Source organism: Streptomyces sp. DF42 (genome assembly GCF_058267695.1).
The window spans coordinates 9,190,935-9,212,215 of record NZ_CM177859.1; the positions used below are offsets into that span (position 1 = coordinate 9,190,935).

General features: G+C 71.1%; 18 protein-coding genes. 8 read left to right on the forward strand and 10 right to left on the reverse strand.

Annotated features, from left to right (window positions below):
- Positions 1-24: 24 nt before the first annotated feature.
- Positions 25-1,377, reverse strand: a complete 1,353-nt coding sequence (gene egtA, locus ACYUED_RS42165) for an ergothioneine biosynthesis glutamate--cysteine ligase EgtA (RefSeq protein ID WP_491289676.1) — start codon at positions 1,375-1,377, stop codon at positions 25-27.
- 287 nt (positions 1,378-1,664) lie between these two features.
- Here egtA and ACYUED_RS42170 point away from each other — a divergent pair, with 287 nt between their 5' ends.
- Entirely contained in the window at positions 1,665-2,444 is a 780-nt protein-coding gene (locus ACYUED_RS42170; protein WP_491289677.1) for a TIGR02452 family protein, read from the forward strand.
- 179 nt (positions 2,445-2,623) lie between these two features.
- Here the strand turns inward: ACYUED_RS42170 and ACYUED_RS42175 are convergent, their stop codons facing one another.
- From ACYUED_RS42175 to ACYUED_RS42215, 9 genes are all read right to left on the reverse strand, one after another.
- The gene (locus tag ACYUED_RS42175) at positions 2,624-3,022 is read right to left on the reverse strand and encodes a cupin domain-containing protein (RefSeq protein WP_491289678.1); all 399 of its coding nucleotides are present in this window, start codon (positions 3,020-3,022) and stop codon (positions 2,624-2,626) included.
- A 19-nt stretch (positions 3,023-3,041) separates the two neighbouring features.
- A complete protein-coding gene (locus ACYUED_RS42180; protein ID WP_266528823.1) occupies positions 3,042-3,488 on the reverse strand; it encodes a type II toxin-antitoxin system PemK/MazF family toxin in 447 nt (148 codons plus the stop codon).
- Between the two features lie 21 nt (positions 3,489-3,509).
- Positions 3,510-3,728 (reverse strand): antitoxin, encoded by a 219-nt coding sequence (locus ACYUED_RS42185; protein ID WP_491289679.1) that lies wholly within the window; start codon positions 3,726-3,728, stop codon positions 3,510-3,512.
- A gap of 151 nt (positions 3,729-3,879) precedes the next feature.
- The gene (locus ACYUED_RS42190) at positions 3,880-5,367 is read right to left on the reverse strand and encodes a flotillin family protein (RefSeq protein ID WP_491289680.1); all 1,488 of its coding nucleotides are present in this window, start codon (positions 5,365-5,367) and stop codon (positions 3,880-3,882) included.
- A 132-nt stretch (positions 5,368-5,499) separates the two neighbouring features.
- Complete coding sequence (locus tag ACYUED_RS42195; RefSeq protein ID WP_266528814.1) at positions 5,500-5,718, reverse strand: NfeD C-terminal domain-containing protein; 219 nt, start codon at positions 5,716-5,718, stop codon at positions 5,500-5,502.
- A 172-nt stretch (positions 5,719-5,890) separates the two neighbouring features.
- Positions 5,891-7,315: an amidase gene (locus ACYUED_RS42200; protein ID WP_491289681.1), complete on the reverse strand. Its 1,425-nt coding sequence runs from the start codon at positions 7,313-7,315 to the stop codon at positions 5,891-5,893.
- 94 nt (positions 7,316-7,409) lie between these two features.
- Positions 7,410-8,432: a TolB family protein gene (locus ACYUED_RS42205; RefSeq protein WP_491289682.1), complete on the reverse strand. Its 1,023-nt coding sequence runs from the start codon at positions 8,430-8,432 to the stop codon at positions 7,410-7,412.
- A gap of 32 nt (positions 8,433-8,464) precedes the next feature.
- A complete protein-coding gene (locus ACYUED_RS42210; protein ID WP_491289683.1) occupies positions 8,465-9,772 on the reverse strand; it encodes an MFS transporter in 1,308 nt (435 codons plus the stop codon).
- A gap of 24 nt (positions 9,773-9,796) precedes the next feature.
- The gene (locus ACYUED_RS42215; protein WP_491289684.1) at positions 9,797-10,753 is read right to left on the reverse strand and encodes a glycosyltransferase family 2 protein; all 957 of its coding nucleotides are present in this window, start codon (positions 10,751-10,753) and stop codon (positions 9,797-9,799) included.
- Positions 10,754-11,037: 284 nt separating this feature from the next.
- On the opposite strand from ACYUED_RS42215, the gene ACYUED_RS42220 reads away from it, so the two are divergent.
- The 7 genes from ACYUED_RS42220 (at position 11,038) to ACYUED_RS42250 (ending at position 21,212) form a co-directional block, all read left to right on the forward strand.
- Complete coding sequence (locus tag ACYUED_RS42220) at positions 11,038-12,477, forward strand: sugar transferase (RefSeq protein WP_491289685.1); 1,440 nt, start codon at positions 11,038-11,040, stop codon at positions 12,475-12,477.
- Positions 12,478-12,503: 26 nt separating this feature from the next.
- Positions 12,504-13,559: a Gfo/Idh/MocA family protein gene (locus ACYUED_RS42225; RefSeq protein WP_491289686.1), complete on the forward strand. Its 1,056-nt coding sequence runs from the start codon at positions 12,504-12,506 to the stop codon at positions 13,557-13,559.
- A gap of 24 nt (positions 13,560-13,583) precedes the next feature.
- Positions 13,584-14,564, forward strand: coding sequence for an SDR family NAD(P)-dependent oxidoreductase (locus tag ACYUED_RS42230; protein WP_491289687.1), 981 nt, complete (start codon positions 13,584-13,586; stop codon positions 14,562-14,564).
- Positions 14,561-15,700, forward strand: a complete 1,140-nt coding sequence (locus ACYUED_RS42235) for a DegT/DnrJ/EryC1/StrS family aminotransferase (RefSeq protein ID WP_491289688.1) — start codon at positions 14,561-14,563, stop codon at positions 15,698-15,700. The genes ACYUED_RS42230 and ACYUED_RS42235 overlap by 4 nt, the downstream gene beginning before the upstream one ends.
- A complete protein-coding gene (locus ACYUED_RS42240; RefSeq protein WP_491289689.1) occupies positions 15,697-16,416 on the forward strand; it encodes an acetyltransferase in 720 nt (239 codons plus the stop codon). The genes ACYUED_RS42235 and ACYUED_RS42240 overlap by 4 nt, the downstream gene beginning before the upstream one ends.
- A gap of 1 nt (position 16,417) precedes the next feature.
- Positions 16,418-17,536, forward strand: a complete 1,119-nt coding sequence (locus tag ACYUED_RS42245; RefSeq protein ID WP_491289690.1) for a DegT/DnrJ/EryC1/StrS family aminotransferase — start codon at positions 16,418-16,420, stop codon at positions 17,534-17,536.
- Positions 17,537-17,675: 139 nt separating this feature from the next.
- On the forward strand, positions 17,676-21,212 hold the full coding sequence (locus tag ACYUED_RS42250) for a DUF4082 domain-containing protein (RefSeq protein ID WP_491294687.1): 3,537 nt from the start codon (positions 17,676-17,678) through the stop codon (positions 21,210-21,212).
- Positions 21,213-21,281: the final 69 nt, after the last annotated feature.

Here is a 21,281-nt window from a genome sequence, read left to right on the forward strand (position 1 = left end):
AGGATGCGTCGATGGCGGGGTCGTTCATGTGCGCAGGTCCTTCCCGTACGGCTTGGAGGTCCCTCCGGTCGGGTGAAGCCGGGACTGGAGGAGGCCCGTGCCGCGCACCCGGTCCAGCAGGTCGTCGGCGGGGCAGCGGCCCTGGATGACATGGCGGTCCAGATACGCCGCCACGGCGTCCGTGACCGCTGTGGTGGCCCCGAGCCGCGGCAGGGCTTCGAGCGCCGCGGTGAAGCACACGACGGCTGCCTCCTGCAGCTCGGGGTCGGCCAGGCCGTACCGGGCCGCGTCGGTCCACAGCGGATTGTGCGGCGCCGGCAGCCCGAGCGCCCGCTCGGCCAGCGGCTTCACGGTGCGATACGCGGTCTCCGCGGCCTCCGGATCATCGAACAGCGCCGTCGCCACGGCGAGCGGGACGATCCAGCCGTCGTCACCGGGCTGCGCGTCGATCATGCGCAGTTCCAGGAAGCCACGTGGTCTGACCGGCGGGAACAGCGTCGTGATGTGGTAGTCGAGGTCCTCACGGGTGGGCGGCCTGGGCGACCGCGAGCTGGTCCACTCCCGGAAGGTCAGCCCCTCCGGGACGTCCCAGGGCCCGTCGTCCCGTCGTACGCACATCACCGGCGAGTCCATGACGTGCCGCGCCCAGGTGCGGCGCGGGTCGCCGTCCAGCGGGGGCGCGCCCGCCCGGTCGGCGCCTATCTCCATCCACAGCAGCTGGCGGGTGGAGCGCCAGCCGGTGGGCTCCCCTCCGGCCAGCGGGGAGTTGGCGAAGGCGGCCACCAGGACCGCGCCCAGCTGGTGCGACAGCCACCAGCGCCGCCCGTGGCCGAGCGGGCCGGGCTCCTCGTATCCGGCGTCCAGGCAGACCTGGACGGAGGCCGAGGTGCACATCATGCGGCGACCGGCCGGACCGGTGCGGTCCAGGCAGGCCTCCAGGGCGTCGTAGCGCGGTTCGTGCAGGAACCGGCGCGGCGGATGCCAGGGGTCGTGGCCGAAGCCGACGAGGCCGAGATCGTGCTCGCGCAGCGCTGCGCGGACGGCGTCGAGGTCGGCGGAAACGGTACCGATGCACTCCATCAGGGAGGTGGCGGGCGACGAGCTCAGTTCCAGCTGGCCGCCGGGCTCGGTGGTGAGCGCCGACCTCAGGGGCACGGTCCGCAGCGAAGCGTAGGCCGCTTCGAGTCGTTCGGGTGTGACGGGGAGCCGCGGGGTGCGCAGCTCGTGGACGAGCCATTCCACTTCGACCCCGACGTTGCGGGGTGGGCCGGTCTTGAAACAGATGCCCCGGACCAGTGCCTCCACCTCGGGTGAGGTGAGGGCGGTGCGGGGCTCCGTACAGTCGCTCGCCGGAGCGACGCTCGGCGTATCGGACATGCTGGGAACCTCCTGGGATTCGGCCGTGCCGCCGACCGGCCCGTCAGGTGCCCGGACGGCAGCACTCGTCCTACCCAAGACCCTCCCGCCGTATCGCACAAGGGTGCGTATCGGCACGTTCCGGCTCGGTAATCTCCTCGTTCCGAGCGTTTGCTGCGGATTTCCTGGGCGTTCGCGGACACGGAAAACTCTGTTGCACCGCATGTCCAGCATCGCCCAGGATCGGTGCATGAGCACGACGGGGGAGCGCGCGCCTGCGTGGCATCGCGCAGCAGACGGAGCAGATCGTGGCGGCCGGGACGTATCGCGCGTCCGACGGGCGCGAGGTGTCGATCACCACGGCGATCGAGGCGGCCCGGACCGGCACGCGCATGCACGGGCCGGATCCCCTGCGCATACCGGCGACCGCCCCCGTCGACACGTTCTTCGAGGTCACGGCCGAGAGCAGCCTGGAGGCCGCGCGCCGGCTCGGCGGGCGGACGGCGGTACTGAACTTCGCCTCGGCCCGCAATCCGGGCGGCGGGTTCATGAACGGCGCACAGGCCCAGGAGGAGGCCCTGTGCCGCGCCTCCGCCCTCTACCAGTGCCTTCTGCAGGTCCCGGAGTTCTACGACCACCACCGCGCACACCGTGACCCGTTCTCCACGGACCGTGTCATCCACTCACCCGCGGTGCCCGTCTTCCGGGACGACCGCGGCCGCCTGCTCGACGAACCCTGCACGGCGGGCTTCCTGACCGCCGCCGCTCCGAACGCGGGAGTGATCAGACGTACGACGCCGGAGCGCGCCGGTGAACTGCCGAAGGCTCTGGCCGTCCGCGCCGAGCGGGTGCTGGAGACGGCCGCGGCCCACGGCTACCCGAGGCTGGTGCTGGGGGCCTGGGGCTGCGGAGTCTTCCAGAACGAGCCGGAGCAGGTGGCGGGTGCCTTCCGAGCGCTGCTCGGTCCGGACGGTCGCTTCTCCCGCACCTTCGAGCACGTGGTGTTCGGCATCCTGGACCGCACGACGGGCAACATGGTCCGCGGGGCGTTCGTACGGGCGTTCCCGGAGCGTCAACTCCAGCCGTAGGGCCGTGGCGTCGGCCTCCTGAGCGTGCCTGCATTCGCTCGGCTGTCGGGTGGAGAGGCCCCCGCGGACGGGGGGATGCCGCGGGGGACTCTCGCACAGGAAGAGGGAGGAAAGACGGCCCGCGTTCCCTGCGAGGCGTTGTTCTTGCTTCGGCTTCGGCTTCGGCTTCGGCGTCTGCTTCAGCGGGCGCGGCCGATCTGCATGCCGGGGCGGCGGCGGTGGACCGTCAGGTAGGCGAGGCCCTCGGCACCCGCGGTGATGCTGCGGGTGGAGCCGTGGGGGAGCCAGAGCAGGGTGCCCGTGGTGAGGGCCTGCTGCTCGTCTCCCGGGGTGCCGCCGAGGACGCCGTCGCCCGAGACGACGAGCAGCAGCACGTCCAGGTGCGGTTCCGCGTGCGGGGCGACGTGGCGATCCGGTGCCAACCGGACGACCTCGGCGTCGAGTTGGCGCCCGCTCTCCGTGAGCTTCCACAGCACGCCGACATCATCCGCGGCGGCGGTCACGGCGCCGGTGTCGCACAGGATGCGCGCGGTCGCCGCCTCCGGTTCCTCACCTGTGGGTGTCCCGGCCTCGGTCATCGGCTCACCTCCCGCGCCCTCAGTTCCAGCCGTAGCGCTCGTGCAGCCGGTGCCGCACCAGGTTGAACCGTCCCCGGTCCAGGGCACAGGCCTCCCGGCGCATGCCGTCCTCGTGCAGCCGCAGGACCCGGTCCACGTCGACCCAGGAGTCGCGCCCGGACCGGTCCCACGGGCCGCTGCCGATCGCCACCCACTCCCGGTCGTCGTCGTGCCGCTTGCTGGACAACTGGACGGCGAGCAGGGTGCCGGCCGCCTCGCGGGCGACGACGAGGACGGGACGGTCCTTGCCGCGGCCGTCGTTCTCCTCGAAGGGCACCCAGGTCCATACGATCTCGCCGGGATCCGGGTCGCCGTCGTGCGCGGGGGAGTACTCGGTGCGCACCGTGCCGACCTCGCGGGGGTGGGCCTCGGTGGTGGCGGTGGGCCCGAAACGGCCCGGGACGTTCTCATCGGTAAACGCAGTCACGCAGGCACCATAGAGGACCCGTCAGCCGACGGAGTCCCTGCCCTCTTCGCCCAGGCGCTCGACGACGTCCTTCGCCTTCGCCACACCGGTGTCGATCTGCTCGCTGTACTTCCCGTCCGTCTTGTCGTCGACGAGATCGCCCGCCTTCTCCAGCCCGTCGCCGATGGCATCGCCGTGTTCCTCGGCGATGTCCTCCGCCGTGTCCTTGAGGTTCTTGAGGTTCTTGAGGGACTCGAACATCAGGGCCTCCCTGCTCGGAGCCGTGCGCAACCGCGCACAGAGGCGATGCTTCCCCTGCGGAACACCGCCGGGCAAGAGGGCGCGCGAAGCACGCCGGGGCACACGGACGCCGGGAACCCCCGAGATCGAGGGCCCCCGGCATGCCGTCCGGCTACACCTCCTTCTCCACCGGCACCTTCTGTGAGGGCGGCGCCGCGATCCCGTTCTGGGACGGCGAAGTCCCGTTCGGGGTCGCTGCGTTCTGGTTCATGGAGGCCAGCAGCTGGCGGGCCAGGCCGAGGCCGGTACCGCCCATGGTGAGCGCCTTGGCGAGCATCTCGGCCATGCCGTCGGCGCCGTTGAGCACCACCATGTTGTCGACGCTGCCGAACGCGGACGCGCCGGCCTTGACGATCTCCGGCCAGTTCTCGGCGAGTTGCTGGGCGACGACGGCCTCCTGGTTCTCGGCCAGGGCCGAGGCCCGTGCCTTGATGGCCTCCGCCTCGGCGAGGCCCTTGGCCTTGGTGGCCTCTGCGTCCGCCAGGCCCCTCGCCTGAGCCGCGGCCGCCTCGGCCTCACCGGTGGCCCGCGTGGCGGCCGCCATGGCGGAACCGCGCGATTTGGTCGCCTCGGCCTCGGCACCCGCGGCCGTCTTGACCCGGGTCGCCTCGGCCGCGGCCGCGAGCTCCGTTTCCTTCGCCTTGGCCTGCGCTGCCGAGATACGCGCGTCGCGCTCGCCCTCGGCCAGCGTGCGCTTCTCGTAGGCCTTGGCGTCCGCGGGCTTGCGGACGTCCGCCTGGAGCTGCTGTTCGCGCCGGTGCGCCTCCAGTTCGGCGACCCGGGTCTCCTGGACCACGACCTCCTGCCGGGCCGCGGCGTCGGCGAGCGGACCGGCCTGGCGCGCCTTCGCGCCCGCCTTGTCGCGCTCGGCCTGGTAGCCGGCCTGGAGGATCTCGCTGTCCCGGGTGGCCTGGGCCATCCGCGCGAACGACTGCTGCTCGGCCTCGGTGGCGAGACGGTTCGCCTCCGCCTGAGCGATCCGGGCGTCCCGCTGGACTGCCGCCGCGTGCGGCATCGCCAGATTCTGGATGTACCCGGTCGGGTCCTCGATCTCATGGATCTGCAGGGAGTCGACGATGAGCCCCAGCTTCTCCATCTCCGTGCCGCAGGCGGCCCGGGTCTGCCCGGTGAGTTTCTCCCGGTCGCGGATCATGTCCTCGACCGTCAACCCGCCGACGATGGACCGCAGATGACCGGCGAAGACGTTGTGCACCCGCTCCGACATCATCTTCTGCTGGTCGAGGAAACGGCGCCCCGCGTTCGCGATCGACACGAAGTCGTCGCCCACCTTGAAGATGACCACGCCCCGCACCTTGAGCGGAATGCCCTGGTGGGTCACGCAGTCGACATGCAGTTCGGTCTCGTTCAGGTCGAGCGAGAGCTTGCGCACCGCCTGCACACCGGGCAGCACCAGCGTGCCCCGCCCGGTGACGATGCGGAATCCCATGCCCTCCTCCAAGCCCTCCGTGCGGTGCTTGGAGCCGGAGATGATCAGTGCCTCGTTGGGTTCCGCGACACGCCACATCATCTTGAACAGACCGATCAGAACGGCGATGGCAACAACCGCCACCCCCGCAACGACGCCGACGATCATCGGCATACGCCCCCTTTGCATGGTGCCCTTTCGGCACCGAACGAAGGGAGTGTGCTCCTGCCCGACGCCCGGGTGAAGACGCTGACCAATCCTTGTCACGTTCTTGACGTGACTGCTCTCACCTGGGACTGAGCACGCTCAACTGTCGTACGCGGCCGTCACGTAGACCGTCCTGGGCGGCAGGTACTCCACCACCATCACCACCGTGCCCCGCTCGATCCGGACCGTCCCGGTGGCCGGATAGGCGAGGAAGTGCTCGGCCCCGCCCCGCACCCTGACGATCACCTCGCCGACGAGCCCGGGCCCGACCGTTCCGGTGACCCGCCCCATGAGCCCGACCATCGACGCATCGTCCATGGCCACAGGGTAAGTGCCGACCCAGGTCCTGTCGTCGAACTCCCGTCGTCCGGCCGGAGGCTGGGGGAGTGCCGGGCGTAGGCCCTCGTACTGGCTGCACCTGGGCCTGCGCCCGGTGCGGCGAGCGTGCGTGCATGCCGTCGCGAGGCAGACGGGAGTTCGACGACAGGGCCTAAGCTGCCGGGAAGCCGGTGGCGCTCTGCTGCGCCGGCCACGCCTCGTGCCAGCGCAGTTCCGCCTCCAGCTGCGCGGCCAGTGAGAGCAACAGCGGCTCGCTGCCGTCCGGTCCGAGCAGTTGTGCCCCGACGGGCAGCCCGTCGTCGACGAACCCGGCGGGGACGTTCACGCCGGGCCAGCCCAGCACGTTCCACGGCCAGGCGTACGGACACGCGGCGATCATCGCGCGGTCCGTGGCGAAGCCGCTCAGCTGCAGCATCGAGCCGATGCGCGGCGGGGGCGCGGCCGTCGTCGGTGCGAGGACCACGTCGTACGACGCGAAGAAGCCGCCGATACGACGGTGCAGCACCGCCTCCGCCCGCCGTGCCGCCCTGAGCGGCACCCCGCCGAGCAGCCGGCCCAGCCGGGCGGCGTCGTGGGTGCGCCGGTCGAGCAGCGCGGGGAAGGGCGCCTCGCCGACGCGTTCGGCGAGGCCGGCCGTGGCGCGGGGGATGAAGGTGAGCCCGATCCGGCCGTACGGCGGGTCGGCCTCCTCCACGACGTGCCCCAACCCGCTCAGTTTCTCGGCGAGTTGGAGTACCTGGGTGCGCACCTGCGGCTGGAGGCGCGCGGGCAGGGCGGTGAACGGCGGCTTGAGGGCGAGCGCGATACGCAGCCGGCCGGGCTCACGGCCGACCGCTTCGGAGGCGTTGATGGCGGGTGGCCGGTGAGGGTCGTGCACGTGGTTGCCACTCGCCGCGTCGAGGAGCAGGGCCGCGTCCGCGACCGTGCGGGCGAGGGTGCCGTTGACCGTGATGCCCTGGAAGGACTCGCCGCGCGGCCAGGTGGAGATGCGGCCGCGCTGCGGCTTGATGCCGATGAGGTGGGTCCAGGAGGCGGGGATGCGCACGGATCCGGCGCCGTCCGAACCGAGGGCGGCCGGCACGAGACCGGCGGCGACGGCGGCGGCCGACCCGCCGGACGAGCCGCCCGGGGTGTGTTCCGGACTCCAGGGATTACGGGTCGCGCCGAACGCGGGCCCCTCGGTGAACGGCCACTGCCCGAACTCGCAGGTGTTGGTCTTGCCGACGATCACGGCGCCGGCCGCCCGCAACCGCCGTACGGCCTCACTGTCCTCGGCGACCGGCGGGAACTGCCCGTCGCAGCCGAAGGCGGTCGGCTCACCGGCCACGTCCGTGTCGTCCTTGACCGCCACCGGGACGCCGAGCAGCGGCCTGCGCACCCCGGCCGCCAGGTCCTTGTCCGCCGCCTCGGCCTCGGCGAGGGCGGCCTCGGCACGCACGAGCCGGAAGGCGTTGAGCGAGGGCTGCGTCGCCTCGATCCGCGCCAGCGTCTGCTCGACGAGAGCCTGGGAGGTGACAGCGCCGTCGGCCAGCGCACGGACGGCCTCCAGCAAGCCTGCGGAACGGTCGGGCGTCATGCGGCACACCTCCGGGACGGCATCGTCTACCGAACGGTAACGTCCGAAAGCGCTTCGCCGGAACGCCGTGCGGGCGCCTGCAGCCGGATGGGCTCTACAACGGCGCCGGTGAAGAAGCACCGGCGATGAGCAGACGGGGAGTGCCCGTGCCGTCCGCGGGCACGCTCCACAGGTCGCTGCGGCCGACCTTGCCTTCGGTCGGCAGGGCGTAGGCGACGGTGCGGTCGTCGAGCCAGGTGGCCTGGTCGTCGACGCTGTGGCGTTCGGCCAGCGCCGTCTCCTTGAGGGTCTTCAGGTCGAGGACGTACTCGTGCCAGAGGTCGGTACGGGACAGGATCCGCTTCTTGAAGGCGACGCGGGTCCCGTCGGGGGACAGGGAGGGACACTCCACGTTCTCGGCCAGGGCCGTGACCGTGTGCCGGGAGAGCGAACCCCGCACCAGGTAGGTCTTGTCAGCCGTGTTGAGCGTGGCGTAGAAGGTGTCGTCGTCGGAGGCGAAGGTGACGCCCCAGAAGTTGATGTCCGAAGCGTGGTAGGGCTTGCCGTCCCGGACGACGGTGAAGGTCTCCAGGCTGGGAGTCAGCCGCATGGTGCGGGTGTCCAGGATCGAGGTGCGGGTGGAGAAGAAGGCCGAGGAATAGGACTCGCCGGAGACGAACACGGTCCAGGCGACCAGGCGGCCGCTGGGTGAGACCCGGGCTCGGCTGGGAGTGCCCGCGAGCGGGAAGGTGCGCCGGGTGCGGAGGTTCGCGTCCACGAGCAGGGCACGGTTGCTCTGCTTGAGGACACCGGTGGTGGACTGGAGGCAGACGCCCGTGCCGGCGGCCGCGTAGAAGCGCGCGCACTTCAGGTCCGAGGCGATGCGCCTGCCGTCGGGGTCGGTGGAGGGAACCGAGGCGACCGCTGTGCGGTGCGGACCGGCGGCCCCGTTGACAAAGACCAGGCGGCTCTTCTGATCGAGCGTCAACGTGCCCGCGCCGACCGCCGGTCCGCCCGCCTGCGGCCGGTTCGCTCGGTCCGCGCGGGCGGCGGCGTGCAGGACGACGCCGGTTCCCACGCCCGTGAGCACCAGGACCGCCGCGACGAGTATGAGCAGGCGGCGGCGCGTGGAGGTCATCTGGATCCCTGTGGGTCTCGTCGCTGAGGTGGTCATCGGGTTGTTTCGGCCGGTCGCAGCACGATGCTCGCGACGCCCGCGCAGCACAGCAGGCCGATCGCCGACCCGGCCAGGGCCGGCCCGTCTCCCCACACCGTCCAGGCGGCGCCGAAGGCCAGCGAGCAGCAGAACCGGGCCAGCGCCTGGCTGGTGCCGACGAGGGCCAGGCCGCTGGCGCGCAGACGGTCGGGCACGATCGCGGCGAGGGCGGCAGGGAGCACGCCGTCCGTGGCCGCGTAGAACGTGCCGTGCAGGGCGAGTACGGCAACGGGCAGGGCCGGCGTGGCCGGGGCCCACAGAAGGAGGGCGTAGCCGGTGAGCAGAACCGCGTGCCCGGTGAGGAACACGGTGCGGCGCCCGACCCGGTCGGCCAGGGCACCGACGGGCACGGCCAGCAGCAGGAAGACGGCGGCGGTGCCCAGCGGCAGCAGCGGGAACCACTCCTCACCGATGCCCGCGCGCCGCTGCAGGAGCAGGTAGACGAAGGCGTCGCTGACGGTGGTCAGGCCGAGGAGCGCGGCGCAGCCGGCGAGCGCCCGGAGTTGGGGCAGGCGCAGCAGCGCCAGCGCTTCGCGTACGCGGACGGGCTGCCTGCCGTCCGCCACGACTGCTTCGTCAACTGCTTCGTCAGCTGTGTCGCCAACTGCTCGGTCCGTCTTCGGGCCGTGGCGGCGGCCCGGCACGAACAGCACCAGTACGAGCACACCGAGCGCGGCGACGCACGCGCTCACGCCGAACACGGCGTCGTAGCCGTCCACCGCCGCGCGCAGGATGAGGAAGGCCGCGAGCGGGCCGAGCATCGCGCCGGTGGTGTCCATCGCGCGGTGCACGCCGAAGGCCCGGCCCTGCCGCGCGGCCGGAGTGGACAGGGAGATCATCGCGTCGCGCGGGGCCGTGCGCAGGCCCTTGCCGGTGCGGTCCAGGGCGAGGACCGTGCCGAGTGTGCCGATGCTGCCCGCGAGCAGGAGCAGCGGCTTGCACAGCGCGGACAGGCCGTAGCCGAGCCCCGCCATCAGCTTGTGGTTGCGCACCCGGTCGGCGAGGTGGCCGCCGGTCAACTGGACCAGTGCGCTGACGCCGTTGTAGACACCGTCGAGGGTGCCGAATCCCAGCGGGCTGAAGCCGAGCGTGGTGACGAGGTAGAGCGGCAGGACGGCGGTGACCATTTCCGAGGAGATGTCGGTGACCAGGCTGACCGTGCCCAGCACGAGGACGACCGGGGCGACCCTGCGCCCCGGTCCGCGTCTTCGGGCCCGGTCGGTGCCCGCCTTCACAGGCGCGGAACGGTCGGTGAGGTACAAGACGTGGCTCCTGGTGCGGTGGGATCAGTTCTGCCGGCTGCTCTCGTCCCGTAGCCAGGTGCCGAAGTCCTGTGCCCGGATGGCCTTTCTGGCTCCCCGCCGGGCGGCGACCGCTGCCGCGAGGAAGACCACGACGCTCGCGAGGAGCCTCGGCTCGCCGCGGACCAGGGCTGCGAGATCCGCCTTGCTCGTGCGCGTGGAGACTGCTTCCGGTTCTTGATGCCGGTCGACCGGTTCTTGATGCCAGTCGACTGGTTCTTGATGTGAATCGGCCTGTGTGTGAAGCCCGTCGGCCGGTTCCTGAGGCGGCTCGACCGGTGTGTGATGCTGTTCGACCTGGGCGGTGGACACCGCCGCCCGGATCCGCCGCTTGATCAAGTCCCGCCAGGTGCGCGGCGGTTGGATCACGACTCGGGCCGCGCCGACCACGAGCCGCTCCTTCGGGGCGAACGCCAGGGAGGCGGCCAGGTCGTCCGCCATCAGCGGCGGCAGTGCGGCGATCCGGGCGTGCCCGGCCTTGGACACCGCGATGACGCCCCGGCCGAACAGCCCCTCGCGTACGGCGGGGAGGCGCCGCCACACCTGGTAGTAGGCGCGTACCCGCCATGCGCAGGCGGCGAGCGGAATCTGCCGTTCGGGGGCGGTGGCGAGGATGCCCGAGGCCTCGTCCTGCAGCGGCTCGGCCAGCGCCCGCACCCCGGCGCCCGTGATCACGACGTCGGCGTCCACGTAGAGGCGGGGAAAGCCGTGCGCGTGGTCGTCACCCGCCCGCAGGGCGGCGTGCTTGGACGGAACAGGGATCTCCACCACCCGCACCCGCGGCCCCCGGGCAGCCGCGACCCGCGCCGTGTCGTCCGTGCAGCCATTGCATACAACGAGGATGTCGGTGTCGTCCTCGGGGGCGGAATCGGCCAACAGTGAATCGAGGAGTCTGCCGATGACAGGCGCCTCATTGTGGGCCGGGATCACGATGCTGGTCACGCGGGCAGTATGCCGCCGGTGTCTCTAATGCGACATGTGTTTCATCCAACTGTTCCCGAGAGCGCGCCCCGTGGTCTAGATTGACGGTCGCCGGACCGGTTTGGGTGGGGAACAGGTTCTTGATGTCATCTCCCGGTACGGCTTTGTGAACGAATTCGATCAGTCAGGCCAGCATGCTGGAAGCATGAGGCAGTTGGGGAACTGCTGAAGCTTCCATCACTTTCCAGTGCCGCTTCGTCGAGGGCGCTTCGGTCAGGGGTAGCCGCGCATGTGGTGGGGGGCGCATGACCATTGAGGTCACGCATGAGCAAGTGGTTGTGGAACACGCGCGTCCACAAGGTCGTCGAAGACGTTGGGAACGCAATTACCGGATCGTCCTGCTGGTCGCGGACGGCTTGGCGGCCGCTACCGCGGCCTTCTTGATCCACGCGGCCTACGGCCGCTGGGCGGTGGCTTTGGTGCTGCCGCCGACCTGGATCCTGGCCATGCTGGCCCACCGCTCCTACGACCGCAGCACGTTGGGTCTGGGCACGGAGGAGTACCGACGGGTGCTGCGAGGCGCCGTCGCACTGCCGGCGCTGGCCGCGGTCGCGCACTGGCTGGTCACGCACGATTCGGGCCTCCTTCATGACATGACCATGGCCGCGATACCGGTCGCCGCGATCGCCCTGCCGGTCCGGTACCTGCTGCGCCGCCGGCTGCACAGACGGTGGGCGAGGGGCCGGGACCGGAGCGCGACGCTCCTGGTCGGGCCGGCGAACGGCATCGTGGAGCTGGCCGGAGTGCTGCGGCGCGGCGGCACGCACGAACTGCAGGCCGTCGGCGTGTGCCTGAGCGATCCGGAAAACGCCGCGGAAGTACGCAAGTTGGGGCTCCCCGTCCTCGGCGGCTTCGGCGACATGAACGACGTCGTCCACGCCCTCGGCATCAGCACCGTGGTGGCGCTGCCGGTTCCCGACTCCGATTTCTCCGTCCTGCGCCGGATGTCCTGGGCGGCAGCCGCACAGGGCGTCGACTTCCTCCTCGCCCCCGTACTGGCCGACGTGTCCACCTCACGCCTGGCGATACGCCCCACCAACGGGGTGCCGCTGGTGCGGGTCAAGGCCCCCGACCTCTCGCGGACCTCCCGCCTGCCCAAGGAACTGCTGGATCGTTCCTTCGCGGCGGCGCTCCTGCTGCTCCTCGCGCTGCCCATGCTGCTGATCGCCCTGATCGTCCGGCTGGACAGCTCCGGGGCGGCACTGTTCCGGCAACAGCGGGTGGGCCGGTACGGCGACCACTTCACCATGCTGAAGTTCCGCACGATGCGGCCGGACTCGGAGGCCTTGAGGGCGGAACTGGAGCACCTCAACCAGAACAGTGACGGCCTGTTGTTCAAGGTGAAGAAGGACCCGCGGGTCACCCGGGTCGGCTCGTTCCTCCGCCGCAGCTCGCTCGACGAACTGCCACAGCTCATCAACGTCGCCCGGGGCCACATGTCGCTCGTCGGCCCCCGCCCGCCGCTGCCCGAGGAGGTCGAGGAGTACACGGCGGACGTCAAGCGCCGGCTGCTCGTCAAGCCCGGCCTCACCGGACTGTGGCAGGTCAGCGGTCGGTCCGACCTGCCCTGGGACGAGGCGGTCCGGCTCGATCTCGGATACGTGGACAACTGGTCGATGGGCCTGGACCTGTCGATCCTGGCGCGCACCGGGTCCGCAGTGGTGCGAGGAACGGGGGCCTACTGATGGACCGAGAGAAGAAGAGGAACCAAGTGCCTGAGACCACACAGCCGTTGGGGGTCGCGGTCGTCGGGGCCGGCTACTGGGGCCCCAACCTCGTACGCAACTTCCAGGCCAGCGACCGGTTCCGGCTGCGCTGGCTGTGCGACCTCGACGTGGACCGGGCCCAGCGGGTCCTGGGCGGCTACTCGACGGTCCAGGCCACCGCGGACTACGCGGCCGTCCTCGCCGACCCCGACGTGGCCGCCGTCGCCGTGGCCACGCCCGCCGGCACCCACCTCGACATCGCCCTGGCCGCCCTGCGCGCCGGCAAGCACGTCCTCGTGGAGAAGCCGCTGGCGGCGACCTACGCCGACGGGATGCGCCTGGTGGCCGAGGCGGAGGAGCGCGGCCTCACCCTGATGTGCGACCACACCTACTGCTACACGCCCGCCGTGGGCCGCATCCGGGACCTGGTCCGCTCCGGCGAACTCGGCGAGATCCACTTCGTCGACTCGGTCCGCATCAACCTCGGGCTCGTCCAGAAGGACATCGACGTGATGTGGGACCTGGCCCCGCACGACCTGTCGATCCTGGACTTCATCCTCCCCGACAACGTCGAGCCGGTCGCCGTGGCCGCCCACGGGGCCGACCCGATCGGCGCCGGCCAGGCCTGCGTGGCCTATCTGACGCTCCAGCTCAACACCGGGGCCATCGCCCACGTGCACGTCAACTGGCTGTCGCCGACCAAGGTGCGCACCACGATGGTGGGCGGCTCCAAGCGCACCCTCGTCTGGGACGACCTCAACCCCGCGCAGCGCGTGGCCGTCTTCGACCGGGGGGTGGACCTGGCCTCACCGCAGGAGATCGGCGCGGACGAGCGCCGGGACATGCTCATCTCGTACCGCTCCGGCGACATGGTCGCGCCCGCCATCGGCGAGAAGGAGGCGCTGCGCAGCATGGTCGACGAGTTCGGCGACGCCGTCAGAGCGGGCCGGGCGCCACTGACCGACGGCCGGGCGGGCCTCAGAGTGCTGGACATCCTCGAGGCGGCGTCCCGGAGTCTCCAATTCAAGGGCGCGGTCGTCGGCCTGCGCGCCGGGCGTTGACCGATCCGAACAGCTGAGAGGTAAGTGCAGTTGAGCAGCGTACGAGGCAAGAAGATCCTGGTCACCGGGGGAGCGGGCACCATCGGCTCCAACCTCGTCGACCTCCTGGCCGAGGGCGGCGCCCGCGAGATCGTCGTACTCGACAACTTCGTGCGCGGACGGCGGGCCAACCTCGCGCGGGCCCTGCCCAGCGGCGTCGTGGAGGTCGTCGAGGGCGACGTCCGGGACGCCGAGACCGTGCGGAAGGTCACCGAGGGCGCCGACCTGGTGTTCCACCTCGCCGCCATCCGCATCACCCAGTGCGCCGAGGAACCGCGGCTGGCCAACGAGGTCCTGGTCAACGGCACCTTCAACGTCCTGGAAGCGGCCGCGGAGGCCGGGGTCGCCAAGGTGATCGCCTCCTCCTCGGCGTCGGTCTACGGCATGGCCGAGACCTTCCCGACGACCGAGCGCCACCACCCGTACAACAACGACACCTTCTACGGCGCCGCGAAGGCCTTCAACGAGGGCATGCTGCGCAGCTTCCAGGCCATGTACGGCCTGGACTACGTGGCGCTGCGCTACTTCAACGTCTACGGCCCCCGCATGGACATCCACGGCCTCTACACCGAGGTGCTCATCCGCTGGATGGAACGCATCGAGGCGGGTGAGCCGCCGCTGATCCTCGGTGACGGCACACAGACCATGGACTTCGTCGACGTCCGCGACATCGCCAGAGCCAACGTCCTGGCCGCCGAGTCGGACATCACCGACGAGGTGTTCAACATCGCGAGCGGCACGGAGACCTCGCTGAAGGAACTCGCCGAGGGGCTGCTGGAGGCGATGGGGGCCCAGGGCCTGGAGCCGGAGCACGGGCCCGCCCGCGCGGTGAACGGCGTGACCCGCCGCCTCGCGGACACCTCGCACGCCACCGAACGCCTCGGCTTCACCGCACAGATCGACCTGCGCACCGGGCTGCGCGATCTGGTCGAGTGGTGGCGCGCGGAGCGGGAGGCGGCCAAGTGAGCACCGACCGCATCCCGGTGATGATCCCCTGGCTCGGCGAGGAGGAGGCCGCCGCCGTCTCCGAAGCCGTCCTGTCCGGATGGGTCGCCCAGGGGCCGAGGGTCGCCGCCTTCGAGAAGGCCTTCGCCGAACGGGTGGGGGCCGAGCACGGCATCGCCGTCAGCTCCTGCACCACCGCCCTGCACCTGTCGCTCGTCGCACTCGGCCTCGGGCCCGGCGACGAGGTCGTGGTGCCCTCGCTGTCGTTCATCGCCACCGCCAACGCCGTCCGCTACGTCGGTGCCGAGCCGGTGTTCGCCGACGTCGAGCCGGCCACCGGCAACCTGACTCCGGCCACCGTGGACGCGGTGCGCACCCCGCGTACCAAGGCCGTCCTCGCCGTCCACCAGGGCGGTGTACCGGCCGACGTGCACGCCCTGCGCGCCGCCTGCGCCGACTGGGACCTGCCCCTGGTCGAGGACGCGGCCTGCGCCATCGGCTCGACCGTCGGCGGCAAGCCCGTCGGCCACGGGGCGCTGCTCGCCGCCTGGTCCTTCCACCCGCGCAAACTCGTCACCACGGGCGAGGGCGGAATGATCACCACGGACGACGCCGAATGGGCGGCCCGCCTGCGCAGGCTGCGTGAGCACGGCATGAACGCCTCCGCGGCGGACCGCCACGCGAGCAACAAGCCGGTCCTGGAAAGCTACCTGGAAGTCGGCTTCAACTACCGGATGACCGACGTCCAGGCCGCGATCGGCCTGGTCCAGCTGGGCAGACTCGACGCGATGATCGCCCGCCGCCGCGAACTGGCGGGCCGCTACGACACGTTGCTGCACGACGTTCCCGGCCTCACCCCCGTACGCGATCCCGAGCACGGGCAGTCGAACTTCCAGTCCTACTGGGTGCTGCTGGACGAGGACTTCCCCGTCGGCCGGGACGACCTGCTCGCCGCGCTCGCCGAGGCCGGCGTCTCCGCCCGCCGCGGGATCATGGCCGCGCACCTCGAACCCGCCTACGCGGACCACCCGAGCGCACCGCTGCCGGTCACCGAACGGATCACCCGCCACTCGCTGATCCTGCCCCTGTTCCACACCATGACCGAGGCCCAGCAGGACCGCGTCGTGGCCGCCCTGCGCGAACAGGCCCGAAGATGAACGAACTTGTCATCGTCGGCGCGGGCGGCTTCGCCCGGGAGACCGCACAGGCCGCGGCGGACGCGGGCGCGTACAAAGTGCTCGGGCACCTCGACGACAACCCGGCCCTGCACGGCACCGAGGTGGACGGCGTGCCCGTCCTCGGCGGCTGCGACCTGGTGCACGACCTGCCCGAGGCCCGGGTGGTGATCTGTGTCGGCAACCCCGGGGACTACGCGGCCCGCGCCCGCCTGGTCCGCAGGCTCGCCCTGCCCGCGGACCGCTGGGCCACCGTGATCCATCCGACGGCGTCGGTGTCGGCGACGTCCGGAGTCGGCCCCGGCTCGGTGCTGCTCGCGCACTGCGTCCTGACCGCCGCCGTGCGGGTGGGCGCACATGTCGCCGTGATGCCCCATGTGGTCCTCACCCATGACGACGTGGTCGAGGACTACGCCACGCTCGCCTCCGGCGTCCGCCTGGGCGGGGGAGCGCGGCTGGAACGGGGTGCCTATGCGGGCTCCGGGGCCCTGGTCAGGGAGGGTACGACGATCGGCGCCTGGTCGCTGGTCGGGATGGGGAGCGCCGTTCTCGGCGATGTACCGCCGGGCGAGGTCTGGGTGGGGAGCCCGGCCCGGCGGCTGCGCGCCGCGCCCGCGCCCGCGCTGGACGAACTTGCGGCTGAACAGGACATGCGGCGCGAACAGGACTCGCGACGCGAACAGTGGGGGGACCGCTGACATGAACCACATTCCGCTCGTGGACCTCAAGGCGGCCCACGAGGAGGTCGCCGACGAGGTACGCGCCGGATTCGAACGAATCCTGGCCAACACCGCGTTCGTCGGCGGCGACGAGGTCCGCCGATTCGAGCGCGAATACGCCGACTTCGGCCGCGTCGGACACTGCGTGGGCGTCGCCAACGGCACCGACGCCGTCGAACTCGCCCTGCGCGCAAGCGGGGTCGGCCCCGGCGACGAGGTCGTGGTGCCCGCCAACACCTTCATCGCCACCGCGGGCGCGGTGGCGAGAGTCGGTGCGCGACCGGTTCTGGCGGACTGCCTGCCCGACACCTTCCTGCTCGATCCGCAGGCCGCACTGGACGCGGTCGGACCCGCCACCCGCGCGGTCGTCCCCGTCCACCTCTATGGGCAGCTGGCCGACGTGACGACCCTGGCCGCCCAACTGCCCGGCCACGTACGGATCGTCGAGGACGCGGCCCAGAGCCAGGGCGCGGCCCGGGACGGCCGGACGCCGGGCAGCGGCGGCATCGCGGCCACCAGCTTCTACCCGGGCAAGAACCTGGGCGCCTACGGCGACGCGGGCGCTGTGCTCACCGACGACGAGGAACGCGCCGGCCTGGTGCGCGCGATCGCCAACCACGGCGGAGTCGCCAAGTACCGCCACGACGTGCCCGGGTTCAACAGCCGCCTGGACGGATTGCAGGCCGTCGTCCTGCGCGCGAAGCTGGCCCGGCTGGCGGACGGCAACGCGGCCCGGCGAGCGGCCGCGGCCCGCTACGACGAGCTGCTCGCCGGCCTCGCGGCCACCGGCCGGATCGTGCTCCCGGCCACGGCACCCGGCAACCTCCACGTCTGGCACCTGTACGTCGTCCAGGTCGCCGACGCCGACCGCGACGACGTCGTCGGCAAGCTCAACGCCGAGGGCATCGGCGCCGGCGTGCACTACCCCGCCCCCGTCCACCTCACCCCGGCGTACCGCCAACTCGGCCACTCCCGTGGTGACTTCCCGAACGCCGAGAAGGCGGCGGACCGGATCCTTTCGCTGCCTTTGTTCCCGCAGATCACCCAGGACCAGCAGCAACGCGTCGTGGATTCGTTCACCGACGCGCTCGGACGCTGACCGGTCCCCGGCGTTTCACGCGCCATCCCCGGCTCCACGGGCCGGTCCAGCACAGCACCGCTGAGAGGTACACATGAAAAGTTGGGGCAGACGGATCCGGGGCGGGCGCCTCGCCGTCGTAGCAGGACTGATATTGGCGGTGCTCCCGCTGGCCGGGTCGGCGCAGGCGGCGTCCGATCCGTGCGGGTCGGGCTCGAACCCCGTCGTCTGCGAGAACTCCAAGCCGGGCACTCCGAAGACCGACTGGTTCTCGCCCAACGCCTACGGTGACATCAAGGGTTTCTCCACCAGGGAGAGCGTCCAGGCGGGTGACACCGTCCAGTTCAAGGTCCAGTCGAAGACCTCGTACCACGTCGAGATCTACCGTCTGGGCTGGTACGGCGGTGACGGCGCACGCGAGATGTCGACCGCGGCCCAGGCGGCCGTGACCTACCCGGCCACCTACACGACCAAGCCCGCCAGTTGCATCACCAAGAGCGGCACCGGCCTGGTCGACTGCGGCAACTGGCCCGTGACCGTGAACTGGACGGTGCCCAGCGACGCCGTGTCCGGTCTGTACATCGCGAACCTGACACAGACCGACGGCGACGGCCTGATGCCGTACCCGTTCGTGGTCCGCAAGGACTCCAGCACCTCCGACGTCGTCGTGCAGACCAGCGACGAGACCTGGCAGGCCTACAACGACTACGGCGGCCAGGACCTCTACGGCGGCACCGGGCCGGCGCCGGACGGCCGCGCCTACGAGGTCAGCTACAACCGGCCGCTGGACATCGGCGGCGACAACGGCATCTACGGCTCCGAGTACATGATGCTGTCCTGGCTGGAGCGCAACGGCTACGACGTCAGCTACACCTCCGGGGTGGACGTGTCGTCGGCGAGCGGCGCCACCCTGCTGAAGAAGCACAAGGTGTACCTGTCCTCCGGCCACGACGAGTACTGGACGCAGAGCCAGTACTCCAACGTCCTGGCGGCCCGCAAGGCAGGCGTCCGGCAGGGCTACTTCAGCGGCAACGAGGTCTTCTGGAAGACCCGGCTCACCCCCAGCATCGACGGCACGAACACGGCCGACCGCACCCTGGTCTGCTACAAGATGACCAAGATGGCGCAGAACAACGGCATCGCCGACCCGAGCGGCATCTGGACCGGCACCTGGATGGACCCGGCCAGCACCGGCTACGGGCAGGACTACCAGCCGCCGAACATCCTCACCGGCTCCATGTTCACGGTGAACGGCTACCGCAGCGACGCCATCACCGTCCCCGGTTCCTACGGCAAGAACCGGATCTGGCGCAACACCTCCATCGCGAACCTGACCTCGGGCCAGACCGCCACCTTCCCGACGGGCACCCTCGGCTACGAGTGGGACAGCGACATCGACAACAGCACCCGGCCCGCCGGGGCGATCGACGTGTCCTCCACGACGGTGGACATCAACGACGCCAAGCTCCGCATGGACTGGGGCAACGTCTACGGCAACGGCACGGCGACGCACAACCTCGTCGAGTTCCGCGACCAGGACTCCGGCGCCCTGGTGTTCGGGTCGGGGACCGTGCAGTGGTCGTGGGGCCTGACCAACGTCCCGACCTACAACTCCGACGACACGGTGGTCACCGAGGACGCCCGGATGCAGCAGGCGACGCTGAACGTCCTCGCCGACATGGGCGTCCAGCCGCTGACCCGGCAGGGCAACCTCGTCGCCGCGACGGCCACCACCGACACGACCGGCCCGTCCGTCACCGTGACGAGCCCGGCCTCCGGGGTCACCGTCCCGGCGCTGAAGCCGGTCACCATCAAGGGCACCGCCTCCGACTCCGGCGGTGTGGTGGCCCGGGTGGAGGTGTCCACGGACGGCGGATCAACCTGGAAGGCCGCCACCGGCCTCACCTCCTGGAGCTACAGCTGGACCCCGACGACGCCGGGCCCGGCATCGGTCAAGGTCCGCGCGGTCGACGACAGCGTCAACATCGGCTCCGTCACCACCGTCCCGTTGACCGTCGGCCCCCAGGCCTGCCCCTGCACCGTCTGGCCGGCCTCGGCCGTGCCCGGCACCGTCAACGCGGGTGACGGCAGCTCCCTGGAACTCGGCGTCAAGATCCGCACCACCGTTGCCGGTTCCATCACCGGTGTCCGCTTCTACAAGTCGCCCGCCAACACCGGCACCCACACCGGCAGCCTGTGGACGGCCTCCGGCACCCGCCTGGCCACCGGCACCTTCAGCGGCGAGACGGCCTCGGGCTGGCAGCAGCTGAACTTCGCCACCCCGGTCACCGTCAAGGCCAACACCACCTACGTCGCCTCCTACTTCGCCCCCAACGGCGGATACTCCTACGACGGCGGCTACTTCAACGACGGCGCCGCGGGCCTGGCCCCGCTCACCGCACTGAAGACCGGCACCGACGGCGGCAACGGCGTCTTCCACTACGGTTCGACCAGCGCCTTCCCGTCCTCGCAGTCCTCGGGCAGCAACTACTGGGTCGACGTGGTGCTGGACACCTCGACGGCCAGTACGACCCCGCCCACCGTCAGCTCGACCTCCCCGACGTCCGGGGCGACGGGCACATCGATCACGGCACCGGTGTCGGCCACCTTCAGCTCGGCGGTCGACCCCGACGGCGTGACGTTCACCGTGAAGGACCCGAACGGCACCGCCGTGCCGGGGGCGGTCACGCTGCCCGCGTCGAACAAGGTGGCCTTCACTCCGTCGACGGAGCTGGAGCTGCACACCACGTACACCGCCTCCATCCAGGCCTCCGACGTGTGGGGCAACGCCATGGCGGACCCGGTGACCTGGTCCTTCACGACCAGTTCCACCCCGCCCGCGGTCACCTGCCCCTGCACGCTGTGGAGTTCCTCCGCGGTGCCGGCCACGCCCGACACGACCGGTGACACCAACTCCCTGGAGCTGGGCACCCGGTTCACGTCCTCGGCGGACGGCTGGATCACCGGTGTCACCTTCTACAAGGGCACCGGCAACACGGGCATCCACACCGGCAGCCTGTGGACCGGCGGCGGCACGCTGCTGGCCGGCGGCACCTTCACCAACGAGACGGCCTCCGGCTGGCAGACGCTGGCCTTCGCCACTCCGGTGGCCGTCACCGCCGACACGCCCTACGTCGTGTCCTACCACGCGCCCAACGGCAACTACGCGGTGGACGGCGGCTACTTCGCGGCAGCCCACCAGTCGTATCCGCTCACGGCCACGGCCGACACCACCGCGCACCACAACGGGCTCTACCGCTACGGCAGCGACTCGGCCTTCCCCAACGGTTCCTACGGATCCGCCAACTACTGGGTGGGCCCCGTCTTCACCGCCGAGAACCCGAGCGCGTCCCTGGCGTCGGCCACCGCCTCGGAGGTGACCGCGGCCTCGGTGGCACACACCGCCGACGGGGCGAACGCCCTGGTCATGACCGTGGACAAGAACGACGCGGTGTCGTCGGTCAAGGCGACCGTGACCATCGTGAAGGGGTCCAAGGCCGCCAGGAAGCTCCACGTGACGGCCGTCGTCTCCTACAACCGGGCGACCCACAAGGCGACCGTCGCCCTGTCCGCTCCGTTGCCGGACGGCACCCGGTTCAAGATCACGGTCAAGGCCGAGGACAAGCACCACCACACGGTGAAATCCGACAGCTGGACCCTGACGAGCAAGACCGTCTTCAAGAAGACAAAGAACTGACCCGTCCGACCGCACCGCCGGTGGTCCGCGCCCAGCCGGGCGCGGACCGCCGACGGGGATTGGCTTCCC